Origin of the sequence: Desulforapulum autotrophicum HRM2 (assembly GCF_000020365.1) — a bacterium.
GTDB classification, from domain to species: Bacteria; Desulfobacterota; Desulfobacteria; order Desulfobacterales; family Desulfobacteraceae; genus Desulforapulum; species Desulforapulum autotrophicum.
Window position 1 is genome coordinate 3,291,434 of sequence record NC_012108.1, and the last position, 23,693, is coordinate 3,315,126.

The following is a 23,693-nucleotide window of genomic DNA, read 5'->3' on the forward strand; positions in this document are numbered from 1 at the left end:
TCTCCATCAATACTCATCCGGCATCTTAAGATCATTTCGGGCGGCAATCTCGTGGAACTGATCATATAACTCCCGGAGGGTCAAGGCAAAAAACGAATTGACCGCCTCGCCGGTATTGAGATTATACTGCTGGAACAATTCCTGAATTTCCACCGTGATGTTTTCCACTTGCCTGGTCGACTGATTCTGCAACCGGTCGCGTTCGTACTTTAGCTGTTGGATTTGCCTGTCAATGTCTGCCAGCTCTTCCTTATGGGCTTTTGACTTTATTTCCAGGTGGTTGCTGAATTTAAAAAGCTTCAAATTCTGCTCTTTGGCAAGTGCGAACAGGCGCTCATTTTCCAGCACCAGTTCATACTCTTTCAACCCCTTGGAAATGCTTTCCATCAATTCCACGGGCTTCCAGGGCTTGGGAATGTATCGGTGTACAGCGCCCCTGTTAACGGCATCAATGATGGCCTGAACCCCGGTGGAATCGTTGATAACGAACCGAATGGTTTCAGGAGAGATCTCCTTTGCCTTTGCAAGAAAATCAAGTCCCTCCATGCCTGTCACGCATGGATCCAAAAGAATCAGAGAAAAGGGTGTTGCCACCTTGTGCATCCTGTCAAGCCCGGTCTGCCCGTCCCTGGCATAGAAAAATTTTGCGCCAACCCGCTTGACGATAAGGGCAATGGCCTTGGCCGACTCCTCGTTATCATCAACGATCAATACGGTATGATCAAATGCTGTCTCCATGGTCAATCCTCATGTTTTCATTCCTGGCGATCCAGGTGAACATCCAGCTGGGGAAAGGCAATACTTATCTTTCGTTCCCTGAATACCCGGTCAATGGCAAAACGGATTTCCGTTCCCACCACGATCATTTGATCCACATTGGTCCAGACCCTGAGCACAAAGTCCAGGCTGCTGGCCCCGAAATCGGCAAACACAACGTCCGGCTTGGGTACGACCAGAACCATGGAATTGGATCTGGCAATCTCAAGCAGTGACTCACGCACCAGGTTGACGTCTGACCCGTAGGCCACCCCGACATTGATCTTTATGCGGATGCGTTTGTCCCTTAGAGTCCAGTTTATAACCTGGGCACTGATAAAATCGGAGTTGGGAATAATCAGGGACGCGTTGTCATAGGTCTGGACAATGGTTGATCGGACATTGATCTTTCTGACATTGGCCCAGATACCATTGATTTCAATGTCATCACCCACCTGGATGGGCCTCTCAAACAGAAGAATGATGCCGCTGATGAAATTGTTGAAGATGTTCTGAAGGCCAAACCCGAGACCAATACCCAGTGCGCCAAAGGCAACGGTCAGGGAGGTAGTCCCAAGCCCGAAAACATGCAGTGCCAGAAGAATGCCAAACATCCACATGGTATAGACGGTGATCATTGAGATCGAATTTTGAACGCTCTTTTCAAATCCACTGTCCACAAGGATTTTCGTCAAAAGAAGATATTTCCACAGCCGGGTCGCCACATGGGTGGCTCCCACGGTAAAGGCCGCATAAAAAAGATTCATGATGCTGAAGGTCAGGCTGCCCACAACAAAGGGATGGTTCAGAAACGAAAAGATGCGGGCCATCACGGCCCAGTCACTGCTCCATGCCAGCACCACAAGGACCAGGGTTATTGCAAACCAGGCAACCCACCCCACCTGAAGAAAAAACCATTTTACCGGATGACCATAACTCAGGACCTGGCTGAAATAGGGATCCCGGGTGACCTCCTGTTTCTGCTTTGACCTTAAATCCATGAGCAGAGAAAAAAGATGCCAGCTCCAGATGAAGATCGCCACGGAATAGACCCAGGCCAGATACCAGTAAATGGAGAGGGCACCATAGCCGAACAGCTCCATGAGAAGGCCAGCCAGGAGGATCAGGTTCCCCAGGGCCACAACCAGTTTGGGCATCTGGAGCCCCGGAGCCGTGCCAGGGTCATATTCAGTGGAGAATTTAAGCCTGAAGGTCATCACAAAAAAACCGGCCAGCAGGTAAAGCCCGAGAACAAGCCTTAAAAAAACCGGAATCATGTGGTTGTAGACATAGAGGAGATGGAACACCAGGTTGACACCGATGATGGGAAAAAGCCCCCTCAGGAAAAGGTTCCAGAAGGCCAGCCGCCTGGGATGGATCAACTCCCTGGCCCGCCCCACAAGCCCCATGGAGAAAATCAGCCAGTCGATGATCAAAAAGGCCATGAAAAGCTGGACAAACAAGGTCAGCAGCGACGCGTACAGGACCGCATCCACCATCAATCCATATACATGGAAATAGACGACAAGACCCACGGGAATGATCGACCGCCGAACCATGGCACACAGATTTTCCAGGGGCTGTCCAGTGCCAAACCATCCCCTGGCGGCCAGATCATCCAGCAACGAGCGCAGGCGAACCAGCATAAACAGCCAGAGGGTCAGAAGAAAGGCAAACACCACCAGGTTCATGACAATAACGCCATATCCCTTTTCACCGTCGGCATACCCCTTGAGCATCTCCAGGGTCTGGGGGTAAAGGTCAATAATCGCCCTGGCCATGCCCACAACAGAGAGGTTCCCAAGGGGACTTTCCCCCTTTTCAAACAGCACTTCCTTTTTTCGATCAACAAGTTCCTGGGAATATTTTTCAGACAACGTCTCAGAGTCTGTTTTAATCGCCTGCAAATCGGCAAGACTCTTTTTATAGGCGTCAAGGAGTTCGGTAATGGTCTGTTTTTTCTTTTGATGGATCTGATCCAATTCCTGGAAATTTTTCCGCAGCCGGGCAGCTTCGGAATTGGAGGTATCCACCGCCGTCCGCACCTCGCCTGAGTAGGCTTTATTCAGGGAGATTTTTTCTTCCACCCGGGCCAGACTTTCCCCAAGGGTCTGTATTCGCTTCTGGATCTGTCGGATCGGCTCTTCCAACCCGCTGGTCATGGGTTTTAGCAGATTCCAGTCCGACTCCATTTTTTTTAAATCATGGGTCTCAGATATTAAGGATGTTGCAAGGGCAGACAACTGAACCCGATATCCCTTAATTTGAAGGTCCCACTGGTCAAGGTTGTCACGAAAGATTTTCCATTGGGCTTCATCAAGGGCCTGGGTCTCTTTTTCCCGGGTCAAATCCTGGGTGAGATTATCATAAATCCCCTTGTAATCAAGGGCGTCTGTCCGTTCAACGGGCGAGCCGGGATTGGCCTTTTTTTCAGCACCCTGGGCATCATTTCCCCAGGACAGGCCGATCATCATCAAAGAAATCAGCACCATGGGAATTTGATACAAAAAACGTCTCCAGAACCAGCCTGCAGCCATCAATACCTCCATCGTTAATCTTTATAGATTTTTACCACGGGACGGTCCGGCTTTCAAGTCTGTTTCAAGATCCGGTCATCGATGGGTGTTCTTCCAATAGTTTCTGGTATAATTTCCCATACTTTTCTGCACTCTCCTGCCAGGTAAATAGCTGCCCCATTGCCCGTTGCTGGACTACAAGGTACAGGGGTCTATTGTCATTATAAAGGGATACAGCCTGTTTGAGCCCATGAAAACAGCTGTAGGTGTCAGGCGAGCTAAAACAGATGCCCGTAGCGTCATCCCTGCCAAGGGGCACAACCGTATCTTTCAATCCACCGGTTTCCCGGATGATGGGAAGAGTGCCGTATGCCAGGCTGTAAAGCTGGTTTAGTCCACAGGGCTCAAACAGAGACGGCATCATGAAAAAGTCAGATCCTGCCTCAATCAGATGGGACAAGCCATTGTCATACCCATTGACAAACCCCATTTTCCGGGGATATCGCTGCTGTAGATGGTGAAGCCAGGAGCCATATTCAGGCTCACCAGAGCCAAGCAGGGCCAATTGCACAGGGGTGTCTTCGTACAGGAGCCTTTCAATGGCCGGGATCAGATAGTCAAACCCCTTTTGGGCCGCAAGCCGACTGACAAGACCCAGCAGGGGGAGTTCCTTTTTCTCTGCAAGCCCCATTCTCTTCTGGAGCACTGTTTTGCACAATCCTTTGCCCGTCATGTCCCGGGGCGAAAAATGATGGGGAATAAACGGGTCTGTTTCTGGATCCCACTGGGAATAATCACAGCCGTTGAGAATGCCCTGGAAGTGATCCTTGCGCTTGTTCAGATAATGCCACAGATTGTGGGAGGTCTCTGGCAGGAGAAGCTCCCTGCAATACCCGGGACTCACGGCATTTATGGCATCTGCGTACATGATGCCGCATTTAAGCGGATTCAGACTGCCATACTCCTCCATGAGCTCACTGGTGAACCGGTCCGGCCGAATACCGATGGCATCGAGCCATTTTCTGTCGGTCTTTCCCTGGAATTCGCCATTGTGAATCGTCAGCAGGGAACGCGTCTGTCCAAAGGGGCCAGGGTCAGGATAGTGTTCCTTGAGGTAATAGGGTGCAAGGGCCGTCTGCCAGTCGTTGCAGTGGACAATATCGGGTATCCACTGGGAATGGAGGCAATCTTCAAGTGCGGCCTTACAAAAAAAAGCATAACGAAGCACATTGTCAGGATAGGAATAGTTATCGTATCCATAGATGCCGTCCCGGCTGAAAAAATCGTGGTGCTCAATCAGTCTGACGGCAATCGGACCAAGCTTAACCGGATGAACCAGGCAGCCATAGGGCTGGTAGTGATTCAGGTTAAAATACAGGGGAACAGGGTCTGGTGAGGACAAGACCACATCCTTGTACCTGGGGATTGCAACCCTCACATCGTACCCTCTTTCTGTCAGTTCTCCAGACAGGGCCGCTCCGAAATCGGCAAGACCGCCGGTCTTGACAATCCCGTCCATCTCCGACATGATCATAAGAATTTTCATCACACAAATCCCACCCTTGCGCCTTTAGGAATAACGACAATGCCACCTTCAGAAACCTGAAACCGCTGTCTGTCCAGCTCAGGATCTTCCCCAATAATCGTACCCGGCGCCACCACCACCTCCTTGTCAAGGATGGCTCGTTTAATGTGGCAACCCGGGCCAATATCCGTATCGCCCATGATCACAGACTGTTCGATGGAGCTGTGGCTGTGAACATGAACCCGGTACCCGAGAATGCTCTGGTTGATTAGGGCACCGCTGATGAGGCAGCCCGAAGAAACTGCGGAATTGATGGCATGGCCGACCCTGTTTTCCTGATTATGGATAAATTTTGCAGGGGGGACAGCCGGTGCGTAGCTCCTCAGGGGCCAGTAACGATTATAGAGATCAAACGACGGGGTCACGGAAATCAGGTCCATGCTGGCTTCATAATAGGCGTCCAGAGTACCCACATCCCGCCAGTAGCCCCTGGAGGTTTCCGGCTCACCCCGGATTTCGTTTGTGGAAAAATCATACACATAGACATTGCCCATGGGAAACATCATGGGAAGAATGCTGTGGCCGAAATCATGCTTGGAGTTGTCGTCTTCAGCATCGATCTGGAGGTAATTGACCAGGGTATCGGCGTCAAAAACATAGTTCCCCATGGACGCCAGGACATGGGTCGGACGATTGGGAATGGTTTTGGGATTCTGCTTTGGCTTTTCTTCAAACCCGATCATCTTACCGTTTTCATCCACCTCAATGACGCCAAACTGACCGGCCTTTTCAACGGAAACCGGAATGGCCGCCACGGTAAGGGCCGCACGCTTGTTTCTATGAAAATCAATCATCTGCCTGATCTCCATCTTGTAGATATGGTCACCACCAAACACGCAGACAACTTCAGGATCATAGGTGTCAATCAGGTTTAAATTCTGATAAATGGCATCGGCCGTCCCCTTGTACCAGTGCTTCCCCATGCGCATCTGGGCCGGTATGGGATCAATAAAATGGTCTGTCAGACCAGAGATGCGCCATGCCTGACTCAGGTGTTTCATCAAAGAGTGTGATTTAAACTGGGTCAGGACAAAGATCTGGAGCAGGTCTGAGTTGATGAAATTATTAAGGACAAAATCAATAATGCGATAGTTGCCGCCAAAGGGTACAGCCGGTTTAGCCCTGAGACTCGTAAATGGAAACAGACGGGTACCCTCTCCGCCTGCCAGAATCATTGAAAGAATACCACCCATGTCTCTCCTTTTTTGTGATTAAGTCGGATCTGTTTCCATCCTCCATACCTTAAAATATCTTTTTCAACAAGGGAGAAACAGGCTGAGAGGACCATGGCATCAGGAACAGATCTGCCTAAAGGGTTACTTTGGCCATGGTTTAAAATAAATAGCCATCGCCAAACGAATCCTGCTCATCCACTATCAGCTTGGCCATCCCTTCGGTAATATGGTCCCTTACCGTGGTGATATGAAAGGTTAGGGCCTTGTCGAGCCCTTTTTTATCTTTTTTTTCAAGACTTTCAAAGATGTCACAATGCTCGTTCAAAGACGTTTCCATGACACTGGAGAAATAAAGATTCCTGCTGTATCGCAACAGCAGCACATCAAACAGTTCCTGAAGCATGTTCAGCTGGATTTTACAGTCCGCCAATGAGGCCAGGCACATGTGATACCCCATATCCGTCATGATGCGCCGGTAGTAATTATCCTCAGCAACGGCCCTCCCATGATCGTCCAGGGCCTTTTTCAACCGTTTTAGACCAGCAGGATTCATTTTCTCCAGAATGGCAGGTACCAGGGAGACTTCTATCAACAACCGGGTATTATAAATCTCTGTAATTTCCTTGAGGCTGACCTCATTGACATAATACCCCTTGTTGGCTTCATGACGGACGATGTTCCTGAATTCCAGCCACTTGAGGGCATGGATCACCGGCGTCATGCTCACACCAATGCGGTTGGCAAGGTCTTTGTATTTAATTTTCTGGCCGGGCAGGATTTCATTGTAAAACAGCATCTGGCGAATGGCACTATAGGCTTTATATGCTAAATCTGTTTTTGTGATGTCTTTATCTGTTTTTTTAGGAGACATTCTAATCCTTTGTTGTTCGTTAGCCCATCTGGCAACGTTCCAGAGGAACAACGGTTGGGAGAGTGGGGAGTCCTTGCGGGCGAACACACTCTTTTTCGGACCTGGCATTGTCTGATAATTTATTAAATAATTTATTTAATAGCAAGTCATATTCACAATTTACGATATTTTACATCCCTGAACTATCTATTTTCATTAAAAAAAAGGATTTAGAATTTTCCCTTGACACACCATCGATTTTCTGGAATTGTTACTTAAAATTAAATAATTTATTAAATAATTTATTAAATATCAAGCTGTTTCTCGGGGAGATTGATATGATTGGTGCCCAGACTTTAGTCAAAATGTTAGAAAAATATCATGTTGAATATATTTTCGGTGTTCCAGGTGATACCAGTATCAAATTCTATGAAGCCCTTTACGACAATCAGTCCGGTATCCGCCATGTGATGGCCAGGGATGAACGATCTGCCTCGTTCATGGCAGATGCCTATGCCCGACTCAGCCATAAACCAGGCGTTTGCGAATGTCCCAGTGGGGCAGGTTCTCTTTATACCGTACCCGGCATCGCCGAAGCCAATGCATCGTCCATCCCGGTTATCGTCATCACGTCAGATATCCCCCTTTCGGGCGAGGGCAAGCAGACCATAACCGAACTGGATACACAAAAATTATATGAATCCATCACCAAATGGGCCACCGTGGTTAAAAGCGTCAACAAGATCCCGGAAGTTATACGACGCGCATTCAGGATTGCCACAACCGGTCGGCCCGGGGCGGTTCACCTCTCTTTGCCCAAAGAAGCACTGTGTGACGAATTTTCAAACAGCGCCAAAGACCTTTATGCAGACGAAAACTGCTGCACCTACCCGGCATTCAGAACCCGGGGTGCCAGGACGGACCTGGAAGCCCTGGTCGACCATATGGCCGGAGCGAAACGGCTGGTGATCATCGTGGGTGGCGGTGCAAATCATTCCCAGGCAGGAACATCCATCCAGTCCATGGCTGAATGGATGGCAGCCCCGGTTGTGTCAACCATATCCGGCCAGGGCATTATGCCCGATGACCACCCCATGGCCCTGGGGGTAATTGGTGATAACGGTTTCCATCCCCATGCCCACCGGGCCGTTGAAGAGGCAGATGTGCTCTTGTATGTCGGATGCAAAATGGGATCGGTCTCCACCATCAACTGGTCCATGCCATCGGAAAAACCGGGCCGGAAAATTCTCCAGATCGACCTGAACCCTGAGATGCTGGGCAATAATTTCCAGAACACATGGAGCGTTGCAGGCGATGCCAGACTGGTGGCGGAAGACCTGGTAACCCTCCTCAAAGGAAAAACCGCCCACAGACAGGCATCCGACTGGGTCAACAGCCTGAATCAGCAAAGACTGGATTTCTGGAAGCAGGCCCAGCAGGCGTTCCAGGCAGACACCACACCACTGAAACCCCAGCGAATCATTGCCGAGCTCAACCGTCACCTTGACGAAACAACCATCGTAATCTCCGATGCCGGCACCCCAACCCCCTATATCACACGCTTTCTCAAGCTTGCGGCCAAGAATTCCAGGTTTATCATCCCCCGGGCCTATGGCGGACTTGGGTATGCCATACCCGCCGTGGTCGGTGCCCACTTTGCACGGCCCGATGCTCGGCTGGTGGGGCTGTTCGGGGACGGATCCCTGGGAATGTCTGCCGGGGAGCTTGAAACCATCTCCCGCCTTAATATCCCTGTGGTCCTCATCCATTTCAACAACAGCTCGTTTGGCTGGATTAAGGCCCTGCAGAAACTCCACTGCAATAAAAAGTACTTTTCCGTGGACTTTAATGCCAACAATCCGGCCAGGGTGGCAGAAGGATTCGGCCTCAAGGCGCTTTCCATTGAAACGCCTGAACAACTGGTCCAGGGCCTGGATATGGCATTCAATGCCCGGGGACCTGTTTTCCTGGATGTGAAAAGTGAACCGGAACTGGAAGACATTCCCCCGGTCTATTCCTGGATGACCTGCCAGGCAAAACATGATAAAGCATAGTTGCAGTGTGCACAAGAACGCAACCGTTTAAAAGAGGGAGAAAGGAAATGAAAAGAACTATTATGTGTTTATTTGCCCTGGTGTTGGCAGCTGTTCTGTCACTGCCCGGGGCAGCCATGGCCGACGAAAACCAGGTGACCCAATCCACAACCCTGACCTGGGTGGCCGGTGGCGTAGGCGGAGGCTGGTATGTCCAGGCGGGCGGCATTGCCAGGATGATCGCAGAAAAAGAACCCAATCTGATCCTGAAAGTGGTTCCCGGCGGTGGGGTGGTCAATCCAGTCCGGGTCTCGAGACACAAGGACGACCTTGGCTGGGGCATTACCTTTGTAGACAAGATGGCATTCAAGGGTATCGCACCTGTCTATAAAAAAGCCAACCCGGATGTCCGTTCCCTGGGCGGCATTTTCGGTATCTATCACATCCATGTTCTGGGTGCACGAGACATGAAGATCACCACCATGGCCCAGATGGCAGAAATGGTCAAGGCCGGCAAGGCAATCAAAGTGGCTGCACCCATGAAAGGGACATCTGACCTGCCGTTGATGAACACCATCCTGGCGTTTTACGGCATTTCCCTGGATGATATTAAAAACGCAGGCGGCAAGGTTTTCCATGCGGTCTATTCAGACATGGTCAACCTGTACAAAGACAACCATGTGGACTTTGTCTTCACCCACCTGGGTCTTCCCGGTGCTGCCATTACCGAGATGAGCGTAAGTCGCGATTCTACCCTGATCTCCCTGTCCGATGCCTGTATTGACCATCTCCACAATGAACTTGGAACACTGGCACGGGATTCAGGACAAAGCTTTATTCCCAAGGGGACTTACAATGGCCAGGATGCTGACATCCCCACCGTTGTATCTGCAGGCGAGTTGATCATCAACAAAGATGTACCCGACAATGTTGCCTACACCATCACAAAAATCATCTGTGAAAACACGGAGGAACTCTATAAAATCAACCCGGCCAACAAAAATTTCAAACCTGAAACGGGCTGGAAAAACATAGCCCTTCCCCTCCACCCCGGTGCCGAAAAATATTATAAAGATGCCGGCTACATGGAGTAAAAAGGTTAATTGTTCACTGTCTTGTAGATTAACCCGGGCAGAGCACCTGGTTGTGCCCTGCCCCCGAACCTGGAGAAGTGTTCATGAAAGATTCTAATACCTGGCAGAACAAAGCAATTGGTGCCTGGCTGGCTGCCCTGTCCATATTTCAATTATATACTGCCACTGTTGGAATTTATCAGCCCCGTATTCAGCGGGGAATCCATCTATTATTTCTACTGCCGGCAGCCTTTGTCATCTTTCCCGCTTCCACAAAAAAACACTATAAAAAAGTGGGCATCTTTAACTGGATCCTTGCGGCGCTTTCAATTTTGCCACCGCTCTACATTATATATTTTTATGAACGGCTCACCGAACGTCTGGAATTTGTCGATGATGTCCTGACCATTGAACTGGTGCTGGGCACATTGATGATTGTACTGATACTGGAAGCGGTTCGACGGGCCGTGGTTCCGGCCATGGCATATCTTATTATCGGTTTCTTTGTCTATCTTTATGCAGCGCCCTATCTTCCCGGGGTCTTTTATTCCAAGCCTATTGCCTTTACCGAAATCATCGAAATGCAGTATCTTATCACGGACGCCGGGATCTTCGGATCCATCACCGGGGTTTCAGCGACCTTTGTGGCCCTGTTTGTCATTTTCGGAGCGTTCATGGAGGTCACCAAAACCGGCCAGTTTTTTACCGATCTGGCCTGCCGGATCGCCGGCAAAAGCAATGGTGGACCGGCCAAGATCGCTGTGATTTCATCGGGGCTTTTCGGGTCCATCTCGGGTGTGGCAGCCGCAAATGTGTATTCAACCGGGGTGTTCACCATCCCTTTGATGAAAAAACTGGGATACAGGCGCACATTTGCCGGTGCCGTGGAAGCCGCTGCCTCCACCGGCGGCATGCTCATGCCACCGGTCATGGGAGCAGGTGCCTTCGTCATGGCTGAAATCACAGGCATCTCCTATGTCAACATCGTCATTGCGGCCATGCTGGGATCATTGCTGCTTTACGCCAGCATGGTGGTCAGGGTTCATTATATGGCCCAGCGGCTGAACCTTACCGGGGTGGACGAAAAAGATATGGTCTCCTACCGCCAGATTCTCAAAGATTCCTATCTCCTCGTCCCCATGATTCTTCTCGTGGTGATGCTCCTCAAGGGATATTCACCCTTTATGGCGGCCAATGTGGCAATTGCCGTTGTTTTTCTGATCAGTTTTCTTAAAAAAGAGACCCGGATGACGCCCTCCAGGCTCTTTGAAACCCTCCGCCTCGCAGGTCAAAATATGATCATGATTGCCCTTGCCTGTGCGGGTGCGGGCATGGTGGTTGCCATTGTCACCCATACAGGTCTTGCCCTGGGGATCGCAACGGTGATCACAAACTGGTCCGGAGGCCATCTCCTGCCAGCCATGCTCCTGGTCATGTGCACCTCCCTGGTCATGGGCATGGGACTGCCCTGTACCCCTGCCTACATCATTGCCGTCACCATCGGCGGACCTGCCATGCTGGCCATGGGCGTCGACATGCTGCCGGCCCATTTGTTTGTCTATTATTTTGCCGTCCTGGCCGGGGTTACGCCCCCCGTGTGCGTGCCGGCCTTCTGTGCCGCAGCCATCGCAAATTCCCCGCCCCTTGAAACGGGTTTTGAGGCGTTTAAGCTTGCAATCGTAGGATTTTTAATCCCCTATGTTTTTGTGTTTAACAAGGCACTGCTCATGCAGGGGACCGCCCTTGAAATCATCACGGTCACACTGATGATCTTCCTGGCCATTGTATTTTTTGCAAGCGCCCTGAGCAGATATTTTTTCAGGCCCCTGAACCGGGTTTTACAGGCAGGCCTCTTTGTCCTGGCAGGATTTACCACTTTTATATGCGCAAAGCCTGGCCTGCTCAATTCACCCATGGTGAGACTGCTGGGTGCTCTGGTCCTGGCAGGCATTGTGTTTCACCCCCTGTGGTCAAAGTTCAGGGATTCCAATAAAATCAACCCCGAACCCAATGCCTGAGGTTCATCAAGATCGGACCGTCCGGTCAACAAAGGACATGTTTACTTGAGAAAAAATTCACCCCAAATTGTCATCATTGGCGGCGGGGTCATCGGCTCGTCCATTGCGTACCACCTTGCAAAATACGACGCCCCCGTGACCCTGATCGAAAAAAACGACCTGGCCTCAGGCAGTTCAGGTGCCTGTGACGGGCTGGTTTTCATGCAGTCCAAGAAACCGGGAATCCACCTGACCCTTGCCATGGAAAGCCTCAAACGGTTTGCGACCCTGCAACAGGAACTGCCCGTTGACATCGAGTTGAAGCACACCGGCGGCCTGGTGATCATCGAGACCGAGGCCGAATACCGTGCCATGGAGAAATATACCAAAGAACAACAGGCCAACGGCCTGGATGTCCGGCTCCTCGATCCGTCCCAGGCACTGGCAAAGGAGCCCCTTTTAGCCCCTGGGATCATCGGGTCAACCTTTTCCCCCCTGGACGCCCAGGTCAATCCCATTAACCTGACACTCGGGTTTGCCCTTGCTGCGAAAAAAAACCACGCCAGGATCGTCACCCATGCAGACGTTCTGGGCATCCAGACACACGATAACCGCGTAACCGGTGTTCGCACAACCCAGGGAAATTTTGATGCCGATATTGTGGTCAATGCTGCCGGATCAATGGCCGGCCTGGTGTCTGACATGGTGGGCATATCAATGCCGGTCCGACCCAGGAGGGGGCAGATCGTTGTAACCCACGCCGCACACCCCGTACTCAAACACTGCCTGATTTCAGCCAAATATATTGCAGCCAAATATGACCCATCACTGGCCCATACGGCAGGCCAGGGGATTTCCATGGAACAGGCCGACAATGGCAACCTGCTCCTGGGTTCCACCCGGGAGTTTGTCGGATTTAACAAAACGAACACCCTGTCAGGCATAAAAAAAATCATCCACCAGACCGCTGCAATCCTGCCGGTGATCAAAACCTTCCAGGTCATCCGGACCTTTGCAGGACTCAGGCCCTATACCCCTGACGGACTGCCGATTCTGGGTTCGGTCCGATCCCTGGACGGCTTTTTCATGGCGGCCGGCCACGAAGGCGACGGCATAGCCCTGTCTCCTGTTACAGGTCATCTCTTGGCCCAGATGCTCCTGGGCCGTTCTACCCTGATCCCTTTGGATGCATTTTCCCCGGACCGGTTCCAGGACAATGGAGGCTCCGCCCATGCGTAACCCTGATTCAAATTTCAATCAAAACCTGAGAATTAATTCTGTTCAAAGGGGCAGACGGATAACCCTCATGGTCAATGGTGCTCCCGTTCCGGCCTTTGAAGGTGAATCCGTCCATGCCGCCTTGACCGCCGCTGGAATTCAGAATTTACGACGATCAAAAACAGGCAGCCCACGGGGTATTTTCTGCGGCATGGGCATCTGTTATGAATGCCTGGTCACCATCAACGGTGTGCCCGATCAAAGGGCCTGCATGACCATGGTAAACGATAAAATGGAAATTACCACCCAAGCCGATCCCCTTGAAAGCCAACCGCTGGATACGACCCAAGGGGGAGAGAAAAGATGAAGACCCATTACCATGTTATCATCGTGGGGGCAGGTTTTGCAGGACTTACAGCCGCCGAAACCTTTGCCGGCCAGGGCCTTGATATCCTGATCATTGATGAAAACGCCCAGTCCGGCGGACAGCTGCTCCGGAAAACCAGGCACAGGCCATCCCTTTTACCCAGACTGGAACCTGACCGGATGAAATCAAAGGGCTTTGCCCTGATTGAATCCATCAAGAAACGCCAGGGTATAGACTGGATCACCCAGGCCCAGGTACTGGGTATTTTCAAGGAAAGAAGACTCCTCGTCCATGTGGAAAACCATAACACCCCGGGGGAAAAAGACGCCGGAAAAATCCGTGAAGTCCAGGCCGACCATCTCATCCTTGCCACCGGTGCCAGGGAAAGGTATCTGCCGTTTAAGGGCTGGACCCTGCCCGGGGTCATGTCCCTGGGGGCTGCCCAGATCCTCATGAAAAGCCATGGGGTACTGCCTGCCCGCAACACGCTGATTGCAGGCACAAGCCCCCTGATGATGGTACTGGCATGGGAAATCCTTGGTAACAGAGGCAGGGTTGCAGGGCTTGTGGATCAAAATTCCATGAAAAAGAAACTGGCCTTTGTTCCCCTGGTCAAAGACCACTGGCCCAAACTCGTGGAAGGTGCCCTCTATACCGCCCGCATGATCCTCAGCGGCGTCCCCGTGCACCAGGGCACCCGGGTGATCGAAGCCAGGGGAGAGAACGGATTTACATCGGCAATTATTGCAAAGACCACACCTGAAGGGGTTATCATCCCGGGCACAGAAAAACAGTGCCCGGCCGACGCCCTGGCCATTGGCCACGGGTTTGTCCCCAATATTGAACTGCCGGTCCAGGCAGGCTGCGAACTTGAATACCACAGGGACAAGGGCGGCTGGGTGGTCAGGATTAATCAGAAGCTGGAATCCTCCGTCCGGTCGGTTTATGCCGTGGGCGAAATCACGGGCATTGCCGGGGCAAAAAAATCCTTTATCCAGGGTAGACTTGTGGCCCTGTCCATCCTCAGCCGCCTGGGTAAAATAAATTTAAACAGCCGGACTAACGACTTTCACCATGGGGTTGAAACCCTTGTTGCCCTTAACCTGGAGCAGGAAAAGTATGCCCGTTTTTTAAATCAGCTGTGCCAGGTACCGCTGTCCGCCTATGGAACCATTCCCGATGAGACCATGATCTGCCGGTGTGAAGAGATTACCATGGGAACCATCAGAAAAAACATCCACCAGGGGTTTGACACCATGGGCAGCTTGAAAAAGGCCACCCGGTGCGGAATGGGCCGGTGCCAGGGTCGGATCTGCGGGCCTGTGATATTGGATATCATAACGGCGTTGACAGGAAAAAGCCCCGCCCAGGTCGGATGCACCCTGTCACGGGTGCCGGTGAAAAACGTGGGGATCAGCGCCTTTTTAAATCCATAACACAACTTTGGCACTTCTGGGCTGTTTCCACGGATCAGCCCAGAAAGTCAGATCACCAAGCAACAGACACTGAAAGGCTGGATCCTTAATGGATTTAAAAAACAACAGATCAACCACCCCATTTATCGGCATCATCATGCTCGACACCGTTTTCCCCCGTATTAAGGGAGATATCGGCAATCCTGCCACCTTCGACTTTCCGGTAAAATACAAGATCGTCAAAGGAGCCTCACCGGAACGTGTGGTGCTCCAGGCAGACAAAAGCCTGCTCCAGCCCTTTGTTGCGGCAGGGCGCTCCCTGATTCGGGACGGCGCCTTTGCCCTTGCCACCTCCTGCGGGTTTCTGGCCCTATTCCACAGGGAGCTGACCCAGGCCCTGGATGTTCCCATATATTCATCAAGCCTACTCCAAGTTCATTTTGCCCAATCAATCATCAAAAAAGGTCAAAAAACCGGCATCATCACCGCCCGGAAACGGTCACTGACCCGTGATCACCTTGCCGCCGTGGGCATCGAACACTACCCCCTGACCATTGTTGGCATGGAGGAGGCCGAGGAATTTACCTCTGTTTTCATCCAGGGCAAATCAACCCTTGATGCGGACAAATGCCGGCAGGAGATGAAGGAAACCGCCCTGGCCCTGAAAGCCTCAAATCCTGACCTGGGCGCCATTGTACTGGAATGCACCAACATGCCGCCCTATACGCAAACGGTTCACAGGGCAACCGGGGGATTGCCGGTCTTTGATGTGGTCACCATGGTCAATTATGCACATTCGGCAGGCATGGCCGTATCGCAAGATTATTCTGTCTGCAACAATCTGGATAATTCCGGGAAAGGCGTCTGAGGTATGGCAGGACGGACCATGTCCTGTGCTTTTTCTTTCATGGTTTCGTTTCCCTGGTTTATCGGTCACCGGCATATGTGATCAAATTCAGGATATGATATCCACTCCATGCCATACCATGCTCCGACCGTGCCGGTTATATTCATTGACGCCAACCTCATCAAAAAACATAACTTGACTTAGGATGGGCGGTTATGGTTTATTTTTGTTCAAATAAAGCCTGTAATCATTTTTGCAGTAACATTTTGCAGTAACATAAACAACCAAAATCCAGGTGCAGGGCCTCTGCCTATTATGCACCAAAACCCTGCAGGAGGAGCATCACATGACAACACTGGATAATTTAAAAGAAGCATTTGCAGGCGAGAGCCAGGCCAACAGACTCTACCTTGCCTTTGCCAAAAAAGCCGATAAAGACGGCCTGCCACAAATTTCAAAACTGTTCAGGGCAGCAGCTGCTGCAGAAACCATCCATGCCCATGCACATTTAAGTGCCATGGGCGGTGTTAAAACCACCCTGGAAAACCTGGAAACCGCCATTGAAGGCGAAGGTCATGAATTCAAGGAGATGTATCCAAAATTTCTGACCCAGGCCCGGGAAGAAGGCGTGAAACCGGCTGAAACTTCCTTTGCCTATGCCCTGGCCGTGGAAGAAATTCATCATGGGCTGTACGCCAAGGCACTGGAAGCGGTGAAGGGCAAGGGCGATCTTCCTGAAACCACCATCCATGTCTGCCCCCTGTGCGGGAACACCGTTGAGGGAGGCGTGCCGGACAAGTGCCCGATCTGCAAGGTGCCCGGCAGCAAATTTGTCGAAGTTGCATAGAAACCAAGAATGCCCCGTGGCCTGGCTGAACCTGCCATGGCCACGGGAACCCCACCCTTGGCCCCCCAGACTTCCATAAAAAATATTTTTTTATCAAAAAACCACGATCTAAAAACATCCCGAACTATTTTTTCCATTGTGTTCTCTGGAAATAATTTTTACTCTGTGCCCCGATTGGCTGTGCACCCAGGACAAAGGAAATGAAACGTGAAGATAAGAACGGTGCAGGCAAAGGATATTGACGCCTGCCATTTAATTGAACAGCATTGTTTTACACAAAGTGAAGCAGCTTCTCTGGACTCCATAAAAGAGCGGGCCACAGTATATCCATCTGGATTTATTGTTGCAGAGCTTGACCACAGGGTGGTTGGAATGATCAACAGCGGTGCAACCGATAGTGATGACATCACCGATGAAGCATTTAAAAAACTGATCGGCCACAGGGAAGACGGGAGAAACATCGTTATTTTCTCTGTTTCGGTTGCCCCGAAATTTCAAGGGAAAAAAATTGCTTCACGCCTGATGAGCCGGTTTGTAGAGCGATCCAGGGAGTTGAACAAAGAAAAAATCCTGCTGCTCTGTAAAACAGACCTGATTCCATTTTATGAACGACTGGGATTTACCCTTGGGGGAATATCCACCTCCACCCACGGCGGGTTTGAATGGCATGAAATGATATATACCCTTAAAAATACAAACAATTAGGAACCATAGGAAAAATGGAAATCAATCAGGAATGGAATTTTGATGAAATCATTGACAGGAGCAATACCGGTTCCATGAAATGGGAGCCCGGGGTCCTGGGGGTTAAATTTGGAAAAGGCAGGGAAGACCTGCTGCCCCTGTGGGTGGCGGATATGGATTTTAAATGTCCCCCTGCCGTGGTACAGGCCATGGAAAAACGCCTGGCCCACCAGGTGTACGGGTATACCATGCCCGACCCCGGTTACAATGCCGCATTGATCGCCTGGTATCAGCGCCGCCACCAATGGGCAATCGACAACCGCTGGATCATGACCAGTCCAGGTATTGTCCCGGCAACCAATTATCTGATCCAGCGTTTTTCCAAGCCCGGTGACAAGATTTTGATCCAGACCCCAGTCTATTATCCGTTTGCCCAGTCCATTGCCACAAACGGACGACGTATTGCCGACAATCCCCTGCAAATTGTGGACGGCCGGTATCAGATGGATTTTGAAGATCTTGAAGAAAAAGCCAAAGACCCCAGGGTCAAGATGGCCATCCTCTGCAGCCCCCACAACCCCGTGGGCCGGGTCTGGACCCGGGAGGAACTTGAACGCTTTGGAAAGATCTGCATCGACAACCATGTCCTGATATTTGCCGATGAAATCCATTGTGACCTAACCATGCCCGGATTCCAGCATACCTGTTTTCAGGGAATCTCCCAGGAATTTGCCCAGCATTCCATTGCCGGCAATTCAGGCAGCAAGACCTTTAATCTGGCAGGGCTTCAGCAGTCAAGCCTCATCATTCCCAATGACCAGCTTTTCAGTGAACTATCAATCTATTTTGAAACCCTGGGTGTCGGCCCCCGGGGCGGAGGCACCCTGTTTGGGGCCGTTGCCACCCAGGCAGCATACAACGGTGCAGAACCCTGGCTGGATGATCTGCTGGTTTATCTGCATGAAAATTTCATCTATCTGAAAACACAACTTGAAGACCAGCTGCCCGGGGTAAGGGTGTTTGACCTTGAAGGCACCTATCTGGCCTGGGTGGATTTCAGGGCCCTGGGACTGTCACCGGAAACAACCATCCTTAAAATTGAACAGGATGCCAAGGTGGCCCTGGATCATGGCAACTGGTTTGGTGAGAATGGTGCCGGGTTTGAACGGGTGAACATTGCCTGCCCCAGATCAATCCTGAAAAAAGCGGTTGATGCCATGGTGGCGGCCTTTGTTCAATAATCAGATATCGCCCGGGTGCCTGACAATACTGAAACAGTAGAGGCTGTTAGGGTTACTCGGGCATTGCCGGTCAGTACAAAATTCAGGGAACAAGGGCCGCATTTTCCACCCGAATTTTCAACCGGTTTTTCGCAACACATGCAGCAGAATCGTTGGCATAGCAGTAAATACATCCATGGGGGCAGGTGTTGTAGCTGCCAATATCCTTGCTGTAAATACAATTGCACTCCCTGCGCTGGCCCTTGTCTTTGAGCCTTTTTGACTTGGATTGCATGGGTTGGGCAAACAGATCGCCCTGGCGCTCATACCCCAGGAACTTTTCAAATTGGGTGCTCCTTTGGGGCTTGTCGGTGATTCTCAGAATCAATTCATCGTCAATGCATTTGTTGTGCTCAATGCCAAAGGCGGAAAGATCGATGGCCTCACCGCAGGTGGCAAGTTTCAGCCCCCATGGTTTGTTTATTTCACTGATTTTCCGGGCCGTGTCAGCCATGGTAACTGTGTCAAAATCACGATACCGGACGCTCTGCCTGGCAAGGTTGTCGGTCACTTTTTTATAGTTTGAGATATCTGCAAAACTGAACACCAGCTTTTCTGTAAATGGGTGAATAATCTCCCCCACTCCATGGATCTTTGAGATCAGTTGATCGGGATCACTCCTGTCGGTCATGAGCAGGGGATCAAATCGCCAGATCACACGTTCTTTTCCAAGGCGTTCAGAAAGGGCCTGGAAGGTTTCCATACGCTGGTTCAGTGGCGGCACGCCAGGTTCAAACCCTTCTGCTTCATAGTCATTGAGCGTAAATTGAAAATAGCAGGCGATCCCAAGGGATTCAAGGCGCTCCAGCAACGGTATCATGGGCGCCGGGTTCTTGGTCCAGAAAACAATGACGCAGGTGTTGGCAAACGAGACATACTGAGGTTTGAACCGGTTAAAGGGGTTGATCCACTGCACATACCCCTTTTTAAGCTTGTCAAAAAACCATTCACTGTAACAGGCAGGAATATCTGTTGCTCTGCTGGCCGATATGATCCAGGGGGCGATTGCGGTGCATGGCCCTTCCGGAGTCTCAATGGTTGTTTTTGGCCATTTAATACCCATGGAGTACTCCTTATTTATGGTGCTCTAATGCCGTGTTTTTATACTCAACTGTTTATCATGACAATTGCGCTGTGTCACGCAACTTACCGTGGTAACAGAAATGCCCGCCACTACATCCTGTCTCCTTAATCTGGGTGGGTGCGTTTGCTTAACAAAGCATTTATTTCCGCCCTCACTGCAATCGTGCCACAGGCGGCACTAAATCGGGTATGCAATCCTGTGATGCCATTGTCCCTCATGTAAAATTCGTCGAAAAAGTTACTCGCCATGACAATGGCGTAGCAGGCGCTTTCAAAAAAAAGATTTATACAATAATTTTTTTTTAAAATCCATTAATGTATTTTTTATAAGAAACTCTTGTCGAAACATCATTGTGAAAGTCTCGACTTTAGAGCCCTCTTTGGTTTCCCTGACTGGAACATTGTAAACCAAAGGGGTTAGGATTTTTGCCCTTCCAGGCGTTAAGAAGCGCAGGCTGTTTGAGGACTTTAGCCCGCAGTTCCTGCGCTTTAGTCTGGAAGGGCAGAAATTCCCCCGACGTTTACCGTTCCGGTCAGGGTAACCAAAGAGGGCGGAATGGTACTATCGCCTGCCCTGTATCATCGTGTTTCATATTTCGTTGTGTCCGCAGGACATGTGGGTTATATGAAACACTCACCGAAGCATTGTAAACAGAGGCGTTTCATCATTCGTTGTGGCCGGTGAAGATACCTCACTCCGGCCGTGCCGGTTTTATATGAAACTCGCTTCGACCGGCCGGCGGAAACGGGTGTTGCCCTTCACTCATTCTCGCAGGCCGTCCATGGCCTGCTCCGAGGGAAATAGCAACTCCTTGGACCTCGTGTCCACCGTTGCCATTTAACCCGTTCAGGGCAACACCCGTTCCCACCGGCCTACTACTGTCGAGTTTCATGCTTCGTTGTGTCCGCCAGGACATGTGGGTTATATGAAACACTCTCCAAAGCATTGCAAACAGAGGCGTTTCATCATTCGTTGAGGCCGGAGCCATAACTCGCTCCGGCCGTGCCGGTTATAAAACAAATTATGCTTACGCTTACAGAAAATAATATCTTAAAAAGATTGGGAGAACGCCTTAAACAAGCCCGACTTGAGCGTAATGATCCCCAAAAAGAATTTGCCTTCAGGATCGGTGTCTCAATACCTACTTTATACAAAATGGAACAGGGACATCCATCCATATCATTGGGAATTTGGGCAAAGGCCTTATCTGTGCTTGGCAAACTTGACGACCTTGATCAGCTAATCGCTTCGGCAAACGCTCCTGGGAAATCCTTGTTTGAAAGATATGATGCCCAGCACAAGACAAAAAAACGTCAGCGGGCAGCAAGACGTCGCCATGATTAAGTTAAACGTCATGGTGACCCTCCCAGATGCTACAAGATTGCCCTGTGGAGAAATTGTTGCCACACCACCTGATTCCCAGGGGTTGGTCAAAGGGGCATTTCGATATTCTAAGGCGTACCTTGACCATTCCCTTGCCTTTCCTTTAGATCCTGTAACATTGCCGATGATTTCCAAAGAATTTATTGCACAAAGCCCAGCAGGCGTTCACGCCGTATTCGAGGACGCATTGCCAGATGACTGGGAAAAAAACTGCTGATCCAAAAAGCAAAGCTTGGAAGGGGTGAACAGACCATTCCAAGGCTGCTTGCAATATTAGGAAAAAATGGGTTGGGGGCGCTCTCTTTTGTCTCAAGGCACAATTTGCCTGGTGAAAATTCATCGGCTGACATGGTTGAGTTAAAGGCACTTCTGGAGGCTGCTTTTCGATATGATTCCGGCCTGGAACTAAAAGAAAAGGAGTTACAATTATTATTTCGTGCGGGGAGTTCCCCTGGCAGAGCACGGCCTAAAGCGCTTATTCAAAAGGAAACAGGGTCCCTTTGGATTGCAAAATTTCCCAGCTGCAATGACAAGCTCGATGTGCTGCCCGATATTTACGAACGAAGAGAGCATTCATTATCTTTTGATTTAAATTATTTGCCGCCGGACAAAGATGCTTTAAAGAACATGGCAAAACGGCAGAACATCAAAAATGCCGAGCAGATTATGGATGAGGTGTATGGGTCTGTTGCTCGGTGGCGCAATGTATTTCAGCAATATGGTGTTCCTGAATCTGACATACAGAGGCTTGAGTGGGGGATTCAGGAAAGGGGGCGGTTGGTTTACCCTTTTTTGTGGCAGGTTGAACCAGTGCCTTGTTGAAAAAATCAACATCCGTGCTGCACAAACCTTGAACTTCAAAACATTGTTCTTTTTTATTACGAATCGCGGCATTTTTTGTCAAAAACACATGGCCGGTCACGCTTGGGTAAAGTTTTGCCATAAACATCCAGTAGGCATTTTTTCCATACCCAATCCCGAACCAGTTCAGCAGGCCCTTACCGGAACCGGCAAACAGATGATGGTTGAACATCAGGCGGATAAACTCTTTTCGGATGCAGGGGTCGGCAGGGTTAAAAGCGGGGCATGATTCAATGACAAGGCGGACCTGCCCCATGTTTCCCGGTTTTAAACGGGGAAGTTCCAGCCGGGTTCCCACCACGATCTTTTTCTTGACAACCACCCCTTTGACAGGGGTTTGGTCCAGCATGTCCAGGGCCGTTGAAACAGCGGAACGGTCCCTGCGGTCAAGCAGGTCTCCGCAGGTGTACTCATCCCCGGATTCAAAAAGAAGGTCCATGGGCAAAACTGGCGGCCGGGGTAATCTATCCGGAAGGATCACGTAAATTTTTGCTTGTTTTTGCCGGAATCGAGTCATCACCCGGAAATATTTCTGGGTGGCACGAACCCTGGAGGTGGAGGGACTAAGGTCGATAAGAAGCTTGCAATGGGGCGAATTCCACCCTTCAATCAAAACGTTTACCTGGATCAGGGTATCAATCTTTCCCCCCTCAAACGGATCAAGGAGTCTGGTCCTGGCGTTGCCCGGGGTTTCTCCCAGAATCAAGCCCGGAGGGGGGCAGCCGTCGGGCCTGTGCCTTTTTAAATAGGTGTGGAGATCATGGGCCTGCTGCCGTGAAGCACACACAATCAAACACGGGATATCACGATTTTCTGGTGAATATCGAAAGATCTCCACTGTTTTAAAAAAAGGGGCGCTGGACATGATTCGCCCCAACAATTCCCTTTCAAAATCACCGGCAAAAATTCGCACTCTGGATTTTCCTGCATCCACCTCTGCCACCCACACCCTTGCAGGTGCCAGAAGCCCAAGGGCAATGGCCTCCTTGAGGTCAATTTCATAAATCTTGTCAGGATAAAAAAGGTCAACCCGCTTGTCATCGTTATAAGTGGGAGTAGCGGTCAACGCAATACGGACTGCCTGGGCTGAAAAAGCCCTGCTCAATGCCTTCTGGCGCAGCCTGGTCATGCTGTGATGGGCTTCATCCACAAAGACAAGGGCGGATCGGGCAAAGGCCCGGGGCAGTGTTCCCTGCTGTGAATGCCCCTGGAGGCTGCTGTAGGTGATCACGTTGATGCCGTTTTTGACAACACGCTTTTCCTCTCCGTAAAAAAGACCAATGGGGACGGAGCCATTGAGCTGGGAAGAAAGGGATTCCACTGTCTGGAGGACAAGGGTTCTGGTGGGTACAACAATGGTTGCGGGCAGGGCTGTCAAGGCAATTATGTGGCCTGCAATTATGGTTTTTCCAGTGCGGGGCGGAAGGATGATCCTGCAACAGGGAGAAGAGAATTGTGGGTCAGGCCGGGTTGCAATATCCAGCAGATAGGCTGCAAATTTTTGAAGCACAGGAAACTGGTCGTTCCTGAGCTTGTATTTTATGTTGCCGCAGCAGTCAAAGAGATCGTCTATTTCCAGAAGACCTTCCGCACTTTTCATCAACAGGTCTGTTAAATCCAGATTATAGGCATCCATGGGAAAAGGCCCTCTTTTGCACAACCGGCACAGCCGGAGCGGGGTGTGGGCGCCGGCCCTGGCGTCTGTGCTGACAGCCGTCATTT

The 23,693-nt window shown here is 50.6% G+C and carries 20 protein-coding genes; 12 read left to right on the forward strand and 8 right to left on the reverse strand.

Annotation, left to right across the window (positions count from 1 at the left end; translation table 11 throughout):
• Positions 1 to 6: 6 nt before the first annotated feature.
• The 5 genes from HRM2_RS14325 to HRM2_RS14345 form a co-directional block, all read right to left on the reverse strand.
• On the reverse strand, positions 7 to 738 hold the full coding sequence (locus tag HRM2_RS14325) for a response regulator (RefSeq protein ID WP_015904748.1): 732 nt from the start codon (positions 736 to 738) through the stop codon (positions 7 to 9).
• Positions 739 to 755: 17 nt separating this feature from the next.
• Positions 756 to 3,293, reverse strand: a complete 2,538-nt coding sequence (locus tag HRM2_RS27710) for a mechanosensitive ion channel family protein (protein WP_015904749.1) — start codon at positions 3,291 to 3,293, stop codon at positions 756 to 758.
• A 64-nt stretch (positions 3,294 to 3,357) separates the two neighbouring features.
• A complete protein-coding gene (locus HRM2_RS14335) occupies positions 3,358 to 4,818 on the reverse strand; it encodes a glycogen synthase (protein ID WP_015904750.1) in 1,461 nt (486 codons plus the stop codon).
• Positions 4,818 to 6,050 carry a glucose-1-phosphate adenylyltransferase gene (glgC, locus tag HRM2_RS14340; RefSeq protein WP_015904751.1) on the reverse strand — a complete coding sequence of 411 codons (1,233 nt, stop codon included), beginning with the start codon at positions 6,048 to 6,050 and terminating at the stop codon, positions 4,818 to 4,820. Before glgC ends, HRM2_RS14335 begins: the two co-directional genes overlap by 1 nt.
• A 139-nt stretch (positions 6,051 to 6,189) precedes the next feature.
• Positions 6,190 to 6,903, reverse strand: a complete 714-nt coding sequence (locus tag HRM2_RS14345; protein WP_015904752.1) for a GntR family transcriptional regulator — start codon at positions 6,901 to 6,903, stop codon at positions 6,190 to 6,192.
• Positions 6,904 to 7,220: 317 nt separating this feature from the next.
• Here HRM2_RS14345 and HRM2_RS14350 point away from each other — a divergent pair, with 317 nt between their 5' ends.
• The 10 genes from HRM2_RS14350 (at position 7,221) to HRM2_RS14400 (ending at position 18,604) form a co-directional block, all read left to right on the forward strand.
• Positions 7,221 to 8,936: a thiamine pyrophosphate-binding protein gene (locus HRM2_RS14350; protein WP_041273283.1), complete on the forward strand. Its 1,716-nt coding sequence runs from the start codon at positions 7,221 to 7,223 to the stop codon at positions 8,934 to 8,936.
• 47 nt (positions 8,937 to 8,983) lie between these two features.
• Positions 8,984 to 10,009, forward strand: a complete 1,026-nt coding sequence (locus HRM2_RS14355; RefSeq protein ID WP_015904754.1) for a TAXI family TRAP transporter solute-binding subunit — start codon at positions 8,984 to 8,986, stop codon at positions 10,007 to 10,009.
• An 83-nt stretch (positions 10,010 to 10,092) separates the two neighbouring features.
• Complete coding sequence (locus HRM2_RS14360) at positions 10,093 to 12,006, forward strand: TRAP transporter permease (protein ID WP_015904755.1); 1,914 nt, start codon at positions 10,093 to 10,095, stop codon at positions 12,004 to 12,006.
• Between the two features lie 45 nt (positions 12,007 to 12,051).
• Positions 12,052 to 13,224 carry an NAD(P)/FAD-dependent oxidoreductase gene (locus HRM2_RS14365; RefSeq protein WP_015904756.1) on the forward strand — a complete coding sequence of 391 codons (1,173 nt, stop codon included), beginning with the start codon at positions 12,052 to 12,054 and terminating at the stop codon, positions 13,222 to 13,224.
• Positions 13,217 to 13,570, forward strand: coding sequence for a (2Fe-2S)-binding protein (locus HRM2_RS25345; RefSeq protein WP_015904757.1), 354 nt, complete (start codon positions 13,217 to 13,219; stop codon positions 13,568 to 13,570). The genes HRM2_RS14365 and HRM2_RS25345 overlap by 8 nt, the downstream gene beginning before the upstream one ends.
• Positions 13,567 to 15,006 (forward strand): FAD/NAD(P)-dependent oxidoreductase, encoded by a 1,440-nt coding sequence (locus HRM2_RS14375; RefSeq protein WP_015904758.1) that lies wholly within the window; start codon positions 13,567 to 13,569, stop codon positions 15,004 to 15,006. The genes HRM2_RS25345 and HRM2_RS14375 overlap by 4 nt, the downstream gene beginning before the upstream one ends.
• A gap of 88 nt (positions 15,007 to 15,094) precedes the next feature.
• Positions 15,095 to 15,853 (forward strand): aspartate/glutamate racemase family protein, encoded by a 759-nt coding sequence (locus HRM2_RS14380; protein WP_015904759.1) that lies wholly within the window; start codon positions 15,095 to 15,097, stop codon positions 15,851 to 15,853.
• Positions 15,854 to 16,178: 325 nt separating this feature from the next.
• The gene (locus HRM2_RS14385; RefSeq protein WP_015904760.1) at positions 16,179 to 16,679 is read left to right on the forward strand and encodes a rubrerythrin family protein; all 501 of its coding nucleotides are present in this window, start codon (positions 16,179 to 16,181) and stop codon (positions 16,677 to 16,679) included.
• Between the two features lie 207 nt (positions 16,680 to 16,886).
• Positions 16,887 to 17,384 (forward strand): GNAT family N-acetyltransferase, encoded by a 498-nt coding sequence (locus tag HRM2_RS14395; RefSeq protein WP_015904761.1) that lies wholly within the window; start codon positions 16,887 to 16,889, stop codon positions 17,382 to 17,384.
• Positions 17,385 to 17,398: 14 nt separating this feature from the next.
• Positions 17,399 to 18,604, forward strand: a complete 1,206-nt coding sequence (locus HRM2_RS14400; protein WP_015904762.1) for a MalY/PatB family protein — start codon at positions 17,399 to 17,401, stop codon at positions 18,602 to 18,604.
• A gap of 82 nt (positions 18,605 to 18,686) precedes the next feature.
• Here HRM2_RS14400 and HRM2_RS14405 read toward each other — a convergent pair whose 3' ends face one another.
• Positions 18,687 to 19,706, reverse strand: a complete 1,020-nt coding sequence (locus tag HRM2_RS14405) for a DUF1848 domain-containing protein (protein ID WP_015904763.1) — start codon at positions 19,704 to 19,706, stop codon at positions 18,687 to 18,689.
• Between the two features lie 712 nt (positions 19,707 to 20,418).
• Positions 20,419 to 20,619, reverse strand: a complete 201-nt coding sequence (locus HRM2_RS14410; RefSeq protein ID WP_148214604.1) for a hypothetical protein — start codon at positions 20,617 to 20,619, stop codon at positions 20,419 to 20,421.
• A 131-nt stretch (positions 20,620 to 20,750) separates the two neighbouring features.
• On the opposite strand from HRM2_RS14410, the gene HRM2_RS14415 reads away from it, so the two are divergent.
• A complete protein-coding gene (locus HRM2_RS14415) occupies positions 20,751 to 21,071 on the forward strand; it encodes a helix-turn-helix domain-containing protein (RefSeq protein ID WP_015904764.1) in 321 nt (106 codons plus the stop codon).
• Complete coding sequence (locus tag HRM2_RS27715; RefSeq protein WP_015904765.1) at positions 21,064 to 21,327, forward strand: HipA N-terminal domain-containing protein; 264 nt, start codon at positions 21,064 to 21,066, stop codon at positions 21,325 to 21,327. Before HRM2_RS14415 ends, HRM2_RS27715 begins: the two co-directional genes overlap by 8 nt.
• A 447-nt stretch (positions 21,328 to 21,774) precedes the next feature.
• Here the strand turns inward: HRM2_RS27715 and HRM2_RS27720 are convergent, their stop codons facing one another.
• On the reverse strand, positions 21,775 to 23,691 hold the full coding sequence (locus tag HRM2_RS27720; protein WP_015904767.1) for a DEAD/DEAH box helicase: 1,917 nt from the start codon (positions 23,689 to 23,691) through the stop codon (positions 21,775 to 21,777).
• Positions 23,692 to 23,693 lie beyond the last annotated feature (2 nt).